This is a genomic window from Phytobacter massiliensis JC163, from assembly GCF_000321045.1.
In the GTDB taxonomy this organism is placed as follows: Bacteria; Pseudomonadota; Gammaproteobacteria; order Enterobacterales; family Enterobacteriaceae; genus Phytobacter_A; species Phytobacter_A massiliensis.
Window position 1 is genome coordinate 631798 of the sequence record NZ_HE578947.1, and the last position, 14009, is coordinate 645806.

Sequence of the window (14009 nt, forward strand, 5' to 3'; positions counted from 1 at the left end):
CCTGCACCTACGTTGGCGCATCCCGTCTGAAAGAGCTGACTAAACGCACTACCTTTATCCGCGTGCAGGAACAGGAAAACCGCGTTTTCAATAGCCTGTAAGCAAAGCAGGCGCAGTGCAGTAGCCCAGAAAAGATGTTACGCCGCATCCGGGAGTCCCGGGTGCGCGATTGCTTACCCGGGCTACACCGTTGCAGAAATTCCGGGCAGCGCTGGAAGAGTAGCGCAATGAAGGTAGCCCAGATAAGGCGTTCGCCGCATCCGGGAATGCCGGGTGCGCTGCGCCTGTTTATCCCGCCCCGCTCATCGCATCCCCCAGATGAAATATCGGCAGGTACATTGCGACCACCAGCGTGCCGATGATAATCCCCGTCACAACCAGCAGCAGCGGTTCCAGCATTGAGGCAAGGCCGTCAGCCTGCTGATGGGTGCGCTGGTGATGATGGCGCGCCAGGTTCAGCAGCATCGCATCCAGCGCGCCCGAAGCTTCGCCGGTGCTGACCAGTTGCACACAGAGCGGCGTGAAGACCCCGCTTGCCTGCAGCGCGGCGGAAATGGCCTGGCCCTGGGCAATCTGCTGGTGCACCTTGCTGATGATCTCCTGCCACCAGGGGCAGCTTAACGTCTCTTTTACGCTCTCCAGCCCGTGCAGAAAAGCGATACCGGAACGCTGGGTCAGCGCCAGCACGGTAAAGATCTGGCTGAGCTTTTGCCCGAGAATAAGCGGCCCGGCCAGCGGGCAGGCCAGCAACATCTTCTGCAGCCGTTTCTGCCAGGCGACGTTTTTCTTAAGCCGGACGAATGACAGGGCGATCGCAGCGATAAGCAGCAGCAGCGGCGCGCTGCCGTGGCGAATTAGCTCCGCACTGGCGATGACGCCGCGGGTCAGGGTCGGGAGCGGCGTATTGAAGGTCTGATAAATTTTAGCGAACTCCGGCAGCACCAGGTACACCATTGCCAGCACCACGATAAACGCCAGCCCAAGAATGATAAGCGGATAGCGCAGCGCCTTTTTTACTTTGCTCGCCAGCGCCAGCTGCGTTTTTTGCTGCTCCGCCAGGCTAAAGCAGCACTCATCCAGCTGGCCGGTAAGTTCGCCGGTGCGCACCATGGTTAGATAGAGTGGAGGAAAGACCTCCGGCCAGCGCCCCAGCGCGGCACAAAACGTTTCTCCGCGCTCCAGCGCCTGCGCCAGCGCCTCAAGCAGGGCCTGCCACTGGGGCGACGGCTGCTGTTTCGCCAGCAGCAGAAGACTTTCGGGAAGCGCTAACCCGGCCTGCAGCAGCGTGGCGAGCTGATGGATAATCTCGCAGCTGTACTCGCCCCGCCACAGCCGCTGGCGCACCGGGCGGCGACGGAGGGTGAGCGGCTGAATATGCTGTTGCAACAGGTGCAGCATGACGGCGTTACGGCTCTCTTCCCAGCATGTACCCTGATGATGACGGCCCTGCGCATCCAGCCCGTCCCATTGCCATAGCTGCTTAATCGCCATCGGGCATACCCAGAACGCGGATAAGTTCTTCTATGCTGCTCAGCCCCTGCTCTACCGCCAGGCAGCCGTTTTGAAACAGGGTACTCATGCCCGCCTGCCGGGAGAGCCTTTCAATGTCGTTTGCCGGCAGGCCGCTGGCAATCCCCTGGCGCAGCTGCGCGGTAACCGGCAGAACTTCAAACAGCGCCACGCGCCCGTAAAAGCCGTGATAGCAGCGTTCGCAGCCGCCTGCGTGCCAGCGGGGCAGCGGGCGAGGCCAGACGGCGCGGGGAAGATCGACCTTCTCCGGCAGCTGGCGTCGACAGTGGGGGCACAATTTACGAACCAGCCGCTGGGCCACCACCAGCGACAGCGCCGAGGAGATCATCCAGCGAGCCACGCCCATCTGCTCAATACGTACCAGCGTCTCGGTGGTGGAGTTAGTGTGCAGGGTTGAGAGCACCAGATGGCCGGTTTGCGCAGCCTTGATAGCGATTTCCGCCGTTTCGCCGTCGCGGATTTCGCCCACCATGATGACATCAGGATCCTGGCGCAGCAGCGCCCGTAGTACGCTCTGAAACGTTAAACCCGCCCGGAGGTTAACCTGCGTCTGGTTAAGGCCGCAGAGTGGAATTTCCACCGGATCCTCCACGCTGCAAATATTGATCTCCGGCGAGTTGCGCGCCTGCATCGCGCTGTAGAGGGTGACCGTTTTACCGCTGCCGGTCGGCCCGGTCACCAGCAGCAGGCCCTGCGGCCTGTACAGCGCCTCCTGAAATTGCGCCAGCTGCGGGGCAGTCATACCAAGCTGGGGGAGCTCCAGCGTCTGGTTAACCTGATGCAGCAGCCTTAACACCACTTTTTCACCGTAGCGGCAGGGCAGGGTAGAGATGCGAAAAGAGACCTTTGCGCCTGCCAGCGTAACGTTGAACTGCCCGTCCTGCGGCAGCCTGCGTTCAGCGATATCAAGGTTTCCCAGGACTTTCAGACGGGCGGTAAGCGCCCCCGCCAGCGTGCTGGCGACAGGGGGTAGCGCATGCAGAACGCCATCCACGCGCAGGCGGATGCGGTAATGATGTTCCCCCGGCTCGAAGTGAATATCCGAGGCGCGCTGGTTAAGGGCCTGTTGCAGCGTCTGGTTAAGCAGTTCGACAGCGGTACCCGTCTCTTCCCTGACGGCGGGGAGCGGGGTGACGGTGTTCTGCTGCAGGCGGCGCTCCATCTGCTCCTGGCTCCAGCACTCAATGTCGATGCGTTTTTGCGTAGCGAAACGCAGGGCTTCGAGTAGCTCCGCCGCCGGATCGCCAACGACGGCGATAGTGAGCGTCTGTTCATCGCTGTTTAACAACAGCGCGTTATGCCGCATGCACAGCGTGGTCAGTTTCTCCTGTTGCATCGCGCGCCCTTAATTGCCGTTGCCGCGGAAAACGTCTTCACAGGCCTGTTTGAGCTCGCCGCTGTCGGCGATGTCGCAGGCGCGCGCCCAGCCCGTTATTCCGTTACTGGCGCTCCATTGCGGGGTCATTACCACGCTCAGGCCGGTGAGACTCTCCTTGCCGGTAAGCGTAACCACCCCGTCCATGATGGTCATCGCAGAGACATAGCGAGTGGTAGCGGGGGTAGGGATGCCGTTGCTGCCGCCGTCGCAGTCGTTCAGGCCGCCGTGGTCCAGCGCGCACAGCTCAACGGCGGTACGAAAAGGGACGAACGTTTGCAGCATGTCGGTGAGGGCGGCTTTGCGCAGGTAATTCTGATAGGCAGGAATGCCGATGGCGCTAAGAATAGCGATGATGCCAATCACTACCATCAGTTCGATAAGGGTGAATCCCTGTTGTCGGTTCATGGTCTGCTCCTTCTGTAGACGGCGCTACTGTGGCAAGAAGGGAGGGCGCAGACGAGGGGGAAAAAACAGTGTTTCGAGGCGCGTTCCGCCATTTTTACTGCGGTTACATCCATGGCAGAAAGTATGGGTGGCGCTTCGCAAAACGCAGCGGAGAACTGGCGCTACCGTGCAGCGGTAACGCCAGCCGTACTGTTGGGATTAGTCACGAAAACGCATCGACAGATCGAGGGCGCGGACATGCTTGGTCAGCGCCCCAACGGAGATAAAGTCGACGCCGGTTTGGGCAAATTCGCGGATCGTGTCAAAGGTGACGTTGCCGGAGACTTCCAGCTGCGCCTGCCCCTTTGTGCGCGCTACGGCTTCGCGCATCTGCGCCGTATCGAAGTTATCCAGCATAATAATGTCTGCTCCCGCTTTCAGCGCGTCGTCCAGCTCCTGCAGCGTTTCCACTTCCACTTCAACCGGCACATCAGGGTGCAGCCAGAAGGCTTTTTCCACGGCCTGGCGTACAGAGCCCGCGGCGATGATATGGTTCTCTTTAATCAGGAAAGCGTCGGATAGCCCCAGACGATGGTTAGCGCCGCCGCCGCATAGCACCGCGTATTTCAACGCCGTGCGCAGGCCGGGCAGGGTTTTACGCGTATCGAGTAGCTGCGTGCGGGTGCCCTCCAGCAGCGCGACGTAGCGACGAACCTCGCTTGCCACGCCGGACAGCGTCTGCACAAAGTTAAGGGCGGTACGTTCGCCGGTAAGCAGCACGCGGGAAGGGCCGTTGAGTTCGAACAGCGGCTGGTTAGCGACGACTGCGTCGCCGTCCGCCACGTGCCAGGTAAGGGTGACATCGTCGCCTGCAAGCTGGATGAAAACCTCTTCAACCCAGCGTTTTCCACAGAACACACCCGCTTCGCGGGTGATGACGACCGCATGAGAGCGGCTGTCTGGCGGCAATAATTGTGCGGTAAGATCGTTACTGGCGTCGACCTCGCCGCCCAGGTCTTCACGCAGGGCCTGCGCGACAGCGGCGGGAATATCCAGTTCAATGCGTTGCAAAAGCGCGTCACGACGACGATCGGGGTTGTAACGGCGAGGCGGCATGGTAAAACTCCAAAAATGATAGGGAATCAAAAAGTTAGCCAGCGTCCTGTCATTGCGCGAGTCCGCAACATACAATGACCGAAGAGAATGGGAACATGCTACTCTAGAGCGTGTTTGAGCACCATACATAAGGAGATCCTGATGCGGTTAAATGAGGGCTGGCTGGAGGATGCGCGACGCGTCCCTTCGCCACACTGCGATTGTCGCCCGGATGATGAATCGCCTTCGTTGCTGGTGGTCCACAATATCAGTCTGCCCCCTGGCGAATTTGGCGGGCCCTGGATCGATGCGCTGTTTACCGGCACGCTGGATCCGCATGCCCACCCCTTCTTTGCAGAAATCGTCCATTTACGGGTGTCTGCGCACTGCCTTATCCGCCGCGATGGGGAGGTGGTGCAGTACGTGCCTTTCAACAAGCGCGCCTGGCATGCAGGCGTCTCTTGCTACCAGCAGCGCGAGCGCTGCAACGATTTTTCCATCGGTATTGAGCTTGAGGGGACCGACACGCTGGCCTATACCGAAGCGCAATATCAGCAGCTGGCAAACGTCACGCGGGCGCTGATCGAATACTATCCCGCGATTGCCGACAACATGACCGGGCACAGCGATATTGCCCCTGAGCGTAAAACCGATCCCGGCCCGGCATTCGACTGGGCGAAATTTCGCGCCTTAGTGGCGGCACAGCCCGACAAGGAGAGGCCATGACACTGTTTACTATGCTGCTGGTTCTGATTGCAGAGCGGCTGTTCAAACTCGGCGAACACTGGCACCTGGATCATCGTCTGGAGGCGCTGTTCAGGCGTATCAGGCACTATTCTATGCTGCGCACGCTGTTGATGACGGCGCTGGCGATGCTGGTGACCTTTTTAATTTTGCGCGCGCTGCTCGGGCTGTTTTTCAATGTGCCGCTACTGGTGGTGTGGATTTTACTGGGTGTTCTGTGCATCGGCGCGGGGAAGGTTCGGCTGCACTATCACGCCTATCTGAAAGCGGCGGCGCGAGACGACAGCCACGCCCGTCAGGCGATGGCCAATGAGCTGACCCTGATTCATGGCGTGCCGCCTGGCTGTAGCGAGCGCGAGTTCCTGCGTGAATTACAGAACGCGCTGCTGTGGATCAACTTCCGCTATTACCTTGCGCCGCTGTTCTGGTTTATCGTCGGCGGCGTCTGGGGGCCTGTGACCCTGGTGGGGTACAGCTTCCTGCGCGCGTGGCAGTCCTGGCTGGCCCGCTACCAGACGCCGAATGAACGCCAGCAGTCCGGTATCGACGCTATCCTGCACGTGCTGGACTGGATCCCGGTGCGCCTGGCAGGCGTGGTGTACGCCCTGATTGGCCACGGCGAGAAAGCACTGCCCGCATGGTTTGCTTCGCTGGCCGATCGCCACTCATCGCAATATCACGTGCTGACGCGCCTGGCGCAGTTCTCGCTGGCGCGGGAGCCGCACATGGATAAGATCGCCACGCCAAAATCGGCGGTGTCGATGGCGAAAAAGACCTCGTTTGTGATGGTGGTGGTGGTGGCGGTGCTGACCATTTACGGCACGCTGATCTAACCAGCGTGCCGTGGGGGGTTACTCGGTATCAGCGGGCGGAATGCCGAAGTCGGGCATGCCGTTTTCATCCCAGCGCACGCGTTTCAGGCGGGTATGGCGATTCGGGTCGTACAGCGGGTCGCCTTCAATCTCGGTATAGTTGCGGGCGTGGTAGACCAGCACGTCCTCGCCGTCGGGCGTCTGCGTGAAGCTGTTATGGCCTGGCCCGTATTGCCGGTTCTCATAGCTGGTGCGAAAGACCGGCTGCGGGGATTTTTGCCAGTTCGCCGGGTTGCGCGGATCGGCGCTGATATCAATCCACAGCAGGCCCATGCAGTAGTTTTCGTCGGTGGCGCTGGCAGAGTAGCTGATAAACAGCCGATCGCCGTGGAAAAGCACCGCCGGCCCCTCGTTAACCAGGAAGCCCCGGCACTCCCAGTCATATTCCGGCTTGCTGAGCATTACCGGCTCGCCTTTTAACGTCCACGGGTTTTCCATTTCCGCCAGATAGAGGTTTGAATTCCCCGCGATATGCGGCGCTTTTTGCGCCCACAGATACCAGCGTTTGCCCTGATGAACAAAGGTGGTGGCATCCAGCGCAAAGGTATCAAACGGCGTTTTCACCTGGCCTTTTTCATGCCATCTGCCGCTGAGCGGATCGGGATCGTCACACTCCAGCACAAACATGCGGTGCTGGAACATATTCAGGGCATCGAGCGCTTTGGTCCAGGTCGCGGCGAAATAGAGGTACCATTTGCCATCGATATAGTGCAGCTCCGGCGCCCAGATAAGCTCGCTCATCGGCCCGCTGTCCGGTTTGCGCCAGACGGTAACAGGCTCTGCGTCACGAAGCCCTTCCAGCGTCGCTGCCCGACGCAGTTCCAGCCGGTCATATTCCGGCACGGAGGCGACAAAATAGTAATCACCTTCATGGCGCAGAATAAAAGGGTCGGCGCGTTGTTCAATAAAAGGGTTTGGCCAGTTCATTATGCTTTCCTTACCTGCTCGCTCACCGGCACTTCCCGGTTTTCGCTCAGTTCATGATAATTGATGCGGCGTTTTTCCAGATCCGCCTGAATCCTTTTCATTGTTTCACGGTCCACTTTCAACAGGCGAACCACGCCTGCGGTAATCAGATAACCGACGCCCGGAATGACCGAAAACAGCAGAATAATACCGTTAATGGCGCTGGGGCTTTGCGTTTTCGCCCCGGCGTCGTAGCCGTACCAGGAGAGCAGGAAGCCGACCATCGCCCCCGCGATTGCAAGGCCCACTTTCAGGAAGAAGAGATTGCCGGAGAAGCTGATGCCGGTGATGCGTTTACCGGTTTTCCATTCGCCGTAATCGTCTACATCCGCCATCAGCGACCAGTGCAGCGGAGAGGGGATCTGGTGCAGGATATTAAGCAGGAAGTAGAGCACCACAATCATCACGGTGGCTTTCGGGTCGAAGAAGTAGAACGCGCAGGAGAAGATAGCCAGCACGATGTTGGTCCAGAAGAACACTTTCAGCTTGCACCAGCGGTCGGTGAGGACTTTCGCCAGCATACTGCCGATCATCATTCCCACCACGCCCAGGCTGATAAAGATCGTGGCGAAATGGGTACTTTGCCCCATCACCCAGGTGACGTAGTACATGGTCGCTGCCATGCGAATAAAACCCGGGCAGACGTTACAGAGGGTCAGCAGCAGAATGCGTACCCACTGATCGTTCTTCCAGACATCTTTCATGTCTTTCTTCATATCGTCGTGGGTCGGTACCGCCGGGCGGATACGCTCGCGCACCGTGGCGAAGCAGAAGAGGAACATGCACATGCCGATCAGCGCCAGCACGGTCATCGCTAACTGGTAGCCTTTGGCTTTGTCGCCGCCGCCGAACCAGTCCACCATTGGCAGAAGGGTGAGCGACAGCAGCAGCGTGGCAATCCCCACCATCACAAAACGGTAAGACTGGCAGGCTACGCGCTCTTTCGGGTCGTTGGTGATAACGCCCCCCAGCGAGCAGTAGGGAATGTTAATTGCCGTATAGGTAAGCGACAGCAGGAAGTAGGTGACGAACGCATAGATAACCTTGCTGTTGTAGCTCCATTCTGGTGTCGTGAACATCAGGATGCTGAACAGGGCGTAGGGGAAGGCAATCCACAGCAGCCAGGGGCGAAAACGGCCATATTTGCTCTGGGTGCGATCCGCCAGCGCGCCCATAATCGGGTCGGTCACCGCGTCAATAACGCGTACCGAGAGCAGTAAAACCCCAACCAGCGCCGGTGCCAGTCCAAAAATATCCGTATAAAAATAGTTCACAAACAGCATGATAGCGCCAAAGATGATATTGCATCCGGCGTCGCCCATGCCGTAGCCAATTTTCTCTTTAACAGACAGTTTAGTCGCGTCCATTATCTATTCTCCCATTGAGATGTGGGAATAATTATTCGCCTGCTACGGTTTAAATGCGTTGCAGTATGCAGGCAGAGACATGGACAAAACAGCTACGAGAAGGAAAGTGTGAGGAAGTTAACAATGTGTGAAAGCCCTCTCCAGAAAGAGAGGGCCGAGCGTTTTATCAGTGAACTTTCACTGGCTTAGCGGTTTTCTGCCTGAACAGGTAACCAATACCCAGCACGGCCAGCCAGACCGGAATCAGATAGACAGAAATCTCCATTCCGTCCGTCATCAGCATAATGACCAGCACCGCAGCCATAAACAGCAGGCAGATCCAGTTGCCCAGCGGGTAAAGCAGGGCAGGGAAGCGAGGGGTAATGCCCTGCTGCTGCTTAGCGCGACGGAATTTCATATGCGCCAGGCTAATCATCGCCCAGTTGATCACCAGCGCGGAAACCACCAGCGCCATCAGCAGGCCGAACGCGGACTCCGGCGCAAAGTAGTTAATCAGTACGCACAGCGCGGTGACCACGGCAGAGGTGAGGATGGTATTCACCGGCACGCCGCGCTTATCAACGGAGAGCAGGAATTTCGGCGCGTTGCCCTGTTGCGCCAGACCGAACAGCATGCGGCTGTTGCAGTAAACGCAGCTGTTGTAGACCGACAGCGCGGCTGTCAGCACCACGATATTCAGGGCGTTGGCCACAAAGGTGTCGCCCAGCTCATGGAAAATCAGCACGAAGGGGCTGGTATCGGCGGTGACGCGGGTCCACGGCAGCAGGGAGAGCAGCACGGCCAGCGAGCCAACATAGAAAATAAGGATGCGGTAGATAACCTGATTGGTGGCTTTGGGAATGCTCTGCTCCGGGTTATCGGCTTCGGCGGCGGTAATACCGACCAGCTCCAGGCCGCCGAAAGAGAACATGATGATCGCCATCATCATGATAAGCCCCGTCCAGCCATGCGGCAGGAACCCGCCTTGCTCCCACAGGTTGCGTACCGTCGCCTGCGGACCGGCATTGCCGCTAAACAGCAGCCAGCCGCCGAACAGAATCATCGCCACGACGGCAACGACTTTAATAATGGCGAACCAGAACTCCATCTCGCCAAACACTTTTACGTTGGTCAGGTTGATGGCGTTAATAATGACGAAGAAGGCAGCGGCGGAGACCCAGGTAGGGATTTCCGGCCACCAGAACTGGATATATTTACCGACGGCGGTCAGCTCCGCCATTGCCACCAGGACGTAGAGCACCCAGTAGTTCCAGCCCGAGGCGAAACCGGCAAAGCTGCCCCAGTATTTATAGGCGAAGTGGCTGAATGAGCCTGCTACCGGCTCTTCCACTACCATTTCACCCAGCTGGCGCATAATTAAAAACGCGATAAAACCGGCGATGGCGTAGCCCAGAATAATGCCAGGGCCCGCAGAGTTGATCACTGACGCGCTGCCCAGAAACAGGCCAGTCCCGATAGCCCCGCCCAGCGCAATAAGCTGAATATGGCGATTCTTCAGGCCGCGCTTTAGCTGATCGCCATGCTGTTGACCTTCCATCATGAAACCTCGTGTGTGGTTGTTATGTTTACGCTCGTTGGCGTGTAAGCAGGAAATTCCATTTATTGTATTTATTTGTTTACGAACGGCCGGCGCTAATTTGCGTGCGCGACTTTCGTGAGGCTCAGAATAGTGGTAAGCGTCGGCGTTTGCACCTGCTTTATGACCAGCGGATGACGACTTGAATAAAAAGAAACCATTTGTAAATGGCTATGTCGGAAGCGTTTTCTTAACCCCTTCTCTTTTTATGCTTATTAATTGAATGGTTATTCATTTTTGACCCTACTGAATCGGTTCAGACATAAAAAATAGCGTTTCAATTTAGTTAAAAGTGCCTCTTTGTGAGTAACCAATTCATTTGTGCAAGGTTACATATTTGAAACGTCATTTCTGTAACGTTGTTAAAATGTGCCTGCTTTACTGATTTCAATCAAAACCTGTATGGACATAAGGTGAATACTTTGTTACTTTAGCGTCACGAATATGAAATTGGTAAGACCAATTTACTCCGGGCGAACGGTAGAGACAGGAACCATGGCCTACAGCAAAATCCGCCAGCCAAAACTATCCGATGTGATTGAGCAGCAACTGGAGTTTTTGATTCTTGAGGGGACACTACGCCCCGGTGAAAAATTGCCTCCAGAGCGCGAACTGGCTAAACAGTTCGACGTCTCCCGCCCTTCACTGCGCGAGGCTATTCAACGTCTCGAAGCGAAAGGGCTCCTGCTGCGTCGCCAGGGTGGCGGTACCTTTGTTCAAAGTAGCCTCTGGCAGAGCTTCAGCGACCCGCTGGTAGAACTGCTCTCCGATCATCCCGAATCCCAATTTGATTTGCTCGAAACGCGCCACGCGTTAGAGGGCATTGCGGCTTATTACGCGGCGTTGCGCAGCACTGATGAAGATAAAGCGCGTATTAGCGAGCTCCATCAGGCTATTGAGCTGGCGCAGCAGTCCGGCGACCTGGACGCCGAATCCAGCGCGGTGGTGCAGTATCAGATTGCCGTCACAGAGGCGGCGCATAATGTGGTGCTGCTTCATCTGCTACGCTGCATGGAGCCCATGCTGGCTCAAAATGTACGTGAAAACTTCGAACTGCTTTATGCGCGCCGCGAAATGCTGCCGCTGGTGAGCAAGCATCGCAGCAGCGTTTTTGCGGCGATCATGGCGGGTGAGCCGGAGGAGGCGCGAGAGGCGTCCCATCGCCATCTGGCCTTTATCGAAGAGATCCTGCTGGACAGAAGCCGTGAGCAGAGCCGTCGTGAACGGTCGCTTCGCCGTCTGGAGCAGCGAAAGAATTAGTTTTTTCTGGCGGAACGTGAACCAGAAGATGTTGTACCAACAGCGCCAACACTTAGAGCGCGGCAACTAAACGCAGAACCTGTCTTATTGCGTTCTCTGGCGAGAATGCAATGGGACAGGTTCCAGATAACTCAACGTATTAGATAGATAAGGAATACCCCCATGTCAGAACGTTTACAAAATGACGTGGATCCGATTGAAACTCGCGACTGGTTACAGGCGATCGAATCGGTAATCCGTGAAGAAGGTGTTGAGCGTGCTCAGTATCTGATTGACCAGCTGCTTTCAGAAGCCCGTAAAGGTGGCGTGAAAGTTGCCGCTGGTGCCGGATCGAGCAACTACATCAACACTATTGCCGTTGAAGATGAACCGGAATACCCGGGCAATCTGGAGCTGGAACGTCGTATTCGCTCGGCAATTCGCTGGAACGCCATCATGACGGTCCTGCGCGCATCCAAGAAAGATCTGGAACTGGGCGGCCATATGGCATCCTTCCAGTCTTCCGCGACCATCTACGAAGTGTGCTTTAACCACTTCTTCCGCGCGCGCAACGAAAAAGACGGCGGCGACCTGGTTTACTTCCAGGGCCACATCTCTCCGGGTATCTACGCACGCGCGTTCCTGGAAGGCCGTCTGACCGAAGAGCAGATGAACAATTTCCGTCAGGAAGTTCACGGCAACGGTCTCTCTTCCTACCCGCACCCGAAACTGATGCCGGAATTCTGGCAGTTCCCGACCGTCTCCATGGGTCTCGGCCCGATTGGCGCGATCTACCAGGCGAAGTTCCTGAAATATCTGGAACACCGCGGCCTGAAAGATACCTCTGAACAGACCGTTTACGCCTTCCTGGGCGACGGCGAGATGGATGAGCCAGAATCCAAAGGCGCGATCACCATCGCCACCCGTGAAAAACTGGACAACCTGTGCTTCATCATCAACTGCAACCTGCAGCGTCTGGATGGCCCGGTCACCGGTAACGGTAAAATCATCAACGAACTGGAAGGCATCTTCGGTGGCGCCGGCTGGAACGTGATTAAAGTGATGTGGGGTTCCCGTTGGGACGAGCTGCTGCGTAAAGACACCAGCGGCAAACTGATTCAGCTGATGAACGAAACCGTTGACGGCGACTATCAGACCTTCAAATCCAAAGATGGCGCCTACGTGCGTGAACACTTCTTTGGTAAATATCCGGAAACCGCAGCGCTGGTTGCCGACTGGACTGACGAGCAGATCTGGGCCCTGAACCGTGGCGGCCACGATCCGAAGAAAGTCTTTGCGGCACTGAAAAAAGCACGCGAAACCAAAGGCAAAGCGACCGTTATCCTCGCCCATACCATTAAAGGTTACGGCATGGGTGACACCGCGGAAGGTAAAAACATCGCTCACCAGGTTAAGAAAATGAACATGGACGGCGTGCGTTATATCCGCGACCGTTTCAATGTGCCGGTGACCGACGAGCAGGTTGAAAAACTCTCTTACATTACCTTCCCGGAAGGCTCCGAAGAGTACAACTATCTGCACGGCCAGCGTCAGAAGCTGCACGGCTACCTGCCGAGCCGCCAGCCGAAGTTCTCTGAGAAGCTGGACCTGCCTGCGCTGGAAGATTTCGCCCCGCTGCTGGAAGAGCAGAGCAAAGAGATCTCCACCACTATCGCCTTCGTGCGTGCTCTGAACGTGATGCTGAAGAACAAATCCATCAAAGACCGCCTCGTGCCGATCATCGCCGACGAAGCGCGTACCTTTGGTATGGAAGGTCTGTTCCGTCAGATTGGTATCTACAGCCCGAACGGCCAGCAGTACACCCCGCAGGACCGTGAGCAGGTTGCCTACTACAAAGAAGACGAGAAAGGCCAGATTCTGCAGGAAGGGATCAACGAGCTGGGCGCAGGCGCATCCTGGCTGGCTGCTGCGACCTCTTACAGCACCAACAACCTGCCGATGATTCCGTTCTACATCTACTACTCCATGTTCGGGTTCCAGCGTATCGGCGACCTGTGCTGGCAGGCAGGCGACCAGCAGGCTCGCGGCTTCCTGGTAGGTGGTACTTCTGGTCGTACGACCCTGAACGGCGAAGGTCTGCAGCACGAAGATGGTCACAGCCACATTCAGTCTCTGACTATCCCGAACTGTATCTCTTATGACCCGGCTTACGCTTACGAAGTGGCTGTTATCATGCATGACGGTCTGGTACGTATGTACGGTGAAGCGCAAGAGAACGTTTACTACTACATCACTACCCTGAACGAAAACTACCACATGCCAGCGATGCCGAAAGGCGCCGAGGAAGGTATTCGCAAAGGTATCTACAAACTCGAAACCGTAGAAGGCAGCAAAGGTAAAGTTCAGCTCTTAGGCTCCGGTTCTATCCTGCGTCACGTACGTGAAGCGGCACAGATCCTGGCGAAAGACTACGGTGTGGGTTCTGACGTCTACAGCGTGACCTCCTTCACTGAACTGGCGCGTGATGGCCAGGATTGTGAGCGCTGGAACATGCTGCACCCGATGGAAACCCCGCGTGTACCGTACATTGCTCAGGTGATGAACGACGCGCCGGCAGTGGCATCAACCGACTACATGAAACTGTTCGCAGAGCAGGTTCGCACCTACGTACCGGCTGATGACTATCGCGTGCTGGGTACCGACGGCTTCGGTCGTTCCGACAGCCGTGAAAACCTGCGTCACCACTTCGAAGTGGACGCGTCCTACGTAGTAGTCGCGGCACTGGGTGAACTGGCTAAACGTGGTGAAATCGATAAGAAAGTGGTGGCGGAAGCCATCACCAAATTCAACATCGATGCAGAAAAAGTTAACCCGCGTCTGGCGTAAGAGGTAAAAGA

General features: G+C 57.0%; 12 protein-coding genes. 5 read left to right on the top strand and 7 right to left on the bottom strand.

Annotation, left to right across the window (positions count from 1 at the left end; genetic code table 11):
- On the top strand, positions 1–101 hold a 101-nt coding region (locus ENTHG_RS26455), incomplete at its 5' end, for a hypothetical protein (RefSeq protein WP_240520228.1).
- A gap of 187 nt (positions 102–288) precedes the next feature.
- Here ENTHG_RS26455 and hofC read toward each other — a convergent pair.
- The 4 genes from hofC to nadC all read right to left on the bottom strand — a co-directional run bounded on the left by hofC (position 289) and on the right by nadC (position 4408).
- Entirely contained in the window at positions 289–1491 is a 1203-nt protein-coding gene (hofC, locus tag ENTHG_RS16955; RefSeq protein WP_044182266.1) for a protein transport protein HofC, read from the bottom strand.
- A complete protein-coding gene (gene gspE, locus ENTHG_RS16960; RefSeq protein WP_044182270.1) occupies positions 1481–2866 on the bottom strand; it encodes a type II secretion system protein GspE in 1386 nt (461 codons plus the stop codon). The genes hofC and gspE overlap by 11 nt, the downstream gene beginning before the upstream one ends.
- A 9-nt stretch (positions 2867–2875) precedes the next feature.
- A complete protein-coding gene (gene ppdD, locus ENTHG_RS16965) occupies positions 2876–3313 on the bottom strand; it encodes a prepilin peptidase-dependent pilin (RefSeq protein WP_044182273.1) in 438 nt (145 codons plus the stop codon).
- A gap of 198 nt (positions 3314–3511) precedes the next feature.
- Positions 3512–4408, bottom strand: coding sequence for a carboxylating nicotinate-nucleotide diphosphorylase (nadC, locus tag ENTHG_RS16970; protein WP_044182276.1), 897 nt, complete (start codon positions 4406–4408; stop codon positions 3512–3514).
- 141 nt (positions 4409–4549) lie between these two features.
- On the opposite strand from nadC, the gene ampD reads away from it, so the two are divergent.
- Positions 4550–5113 carry a 1,6-anhydro-N-acetylmuramyl-L-alanine amidase AmpD gene (ampD, locus tag ENTHG_RS16975; protein WP_044182279.1) on the top strand — a complete coding sequence of 188 codons (564 nt, stop codon included), beginning with the start codon at positions 4550–4552 and terminating at the stop codon, positions 5111–5113.
- On the top strand, positions 5110–5964 hold the full coding sequence (gene ampE, locus ENTHG_RS16980; RefSeq protein WP_044182282.1) for a beta-lactamase regulator AmpE: 855 nt from the start codon (positions 5110–5112) through the stop codon (positions 5962–5964). Before ampD ends, ampE begins: the two co-directional genes overlap by 4 nt.
- Positions 5965–5982: 18 nt before the next feature.
- Here ampE and ENTHG_RS16985 read toward each other — a convergent pair whose 3' ends face one another.
- The 3 genes from ENTHG_RS16985 to aroP form a co-directional block, all read right to left on the bottom strand.
- Positions 5983–6930 (bottom strand): glycoside hydrolase family 43 protein, encoded by a 948-nt coding sequence (locus tag ENTHG_RS16985; RefSeq protein ID WP_425325302.1) that lies wholly within the window; start codon positions 6928–6930, stop codon positions 5983–5985.
- Positions 6930–8336 carry a glycoside-pentoside-hexuronide (GPH):cation symporter gene (locus tag ENTHG_RS16990; protein WP_044182287.1) on the bottom strand — a complete coding sequence of 469 codons (1407 nt, stop codon included), beginning with the start codon at positions 8334–8336 and terminating at the stop codon, positions 6930–6932. Before ENTHG_RS16990 ends, ENTHG_RS16985 begins: the two co-directional genes overlap by 1 nt.
- Before the next feature lie 166 nt (positions 8337–8502).
- Entirely contained in the window at positions 8503–9876 is a 1374-nt protein-coding gene (gene aroP / locus ENTHG_RS16995) for an aromatic amino acid transporter AroP (RefSeq protein WP_106403296.1), read from the bottom strand.
- Positions 9877–10407: 531 nt separating this feature from the next.
- On the opposite strand from aroP, the gene pdhR reads away from it, so the two are divergent.
- On the top strand, positions 10408–11172 hold the full coding sequence (gene pdhR / locus ENTHG_RS17000; RefSeq protein ID WP_044182290.1) for a pyruvate dehydrogenase complex transcriptional repressor PdhR: 765 nt from the start codon (positions 10408–10410) through the stop codon (positions 11170–11172).
- Between the two features lie 162 nt (positions 11173–11334).
- Positions 11335–13998 carry a pyruvate dehydrogenase (acetyl-transferring), homodimeric type gene (aceE, locus tag ENTHG_RS17005; RefSeq protein ID WP_044182292.1) on the top strand — a complete coding sequence of 888 codons (2664 nt, stop codon included), beginning with the start codon at positions 11335–11337 and terminating at the stop codon, positions 13996–13998.
- The last annotated feature ends 11 nt before the right edge of the window (positions 13999–14009 follow it).

Excerpts from the sequence above, each read along its gene's own strand:
- hofC (WP_044182266.1), bottom strand. The coding sequence starts at position 1,491 with ATGGCGATTAAGCAGCTATGGCAATGGGACGGGCTGGATGCGCAGGGC.
- gspE (WP_044182270.1), bottom strand. The coding sequence starts at position 2,866 with ATGCAACAGGAGAAACTGACCACGCTGTGCATGCGGCATAACGCGCTG.
- ppdD (WP_044182273.1), bottom strand. The coding sequence starts at position 3,313 with ATGAACCGACAACAGGGATTCACCCTTATCGAACTGATGGTAGTGATT.
- nadC (WP_044182276.1), bottom strand. The coding sequence starts at position 4,408 with ATGCCGCCTCGCCGTTACAACCCCGATCGTCGTCGTGACGCGCTTTTG.
- ampD (WP_044182279.1), top strand. The coding sequence starts at position 4,550 with ATGCGGTTAAATGAGGGCTGGCTGGAGGATGCGCGACGCGTCCCTTCG.
- ampE (WP_044182282.1), top strand. The coding sequence starts at position 5,110 with ATGACACTGTTTACTATGCTGCTGGTTCTGATTGCAGAGCGGCTGTTC.
- ENTHG_RS16985 (WP_425325302.1), bottom strand. The coding sequence starts at position 6,930 with ATGAACTGGCCAAACCCTTTTATTGAACAACGCGCCGACCCTTTTATT.
- ENTHG_RS16990 (WP_044182287.1), bottom strand. The coding sequence starts at position 8,336 with ATGGACGCGACTAAACTGTCTGTTAAAGAGAAAATTGGCTACGGCATG.
- aroP (WP_106403296.1), bottom strand. The coding sequence starts at position 9,876 with ATGATGGAAGGTCAACAGCATGGCGATCAGCTAAAGCGCGGCCTGAAG.
- pdhR (WP_044182290.1), top strand. The coding sequence starts at position 10,408 with ATGGCCTACAGCAAAATCCGCCAGCCAAAACTATCCGATGTGATTGAG.
- aceE (WP_044182292.1), top strand. The coding sequence starts at position 11,335 with ATGTCAGAACGTTTACAAAATGACGTGGATCCGATTGAAACTCGCGAC.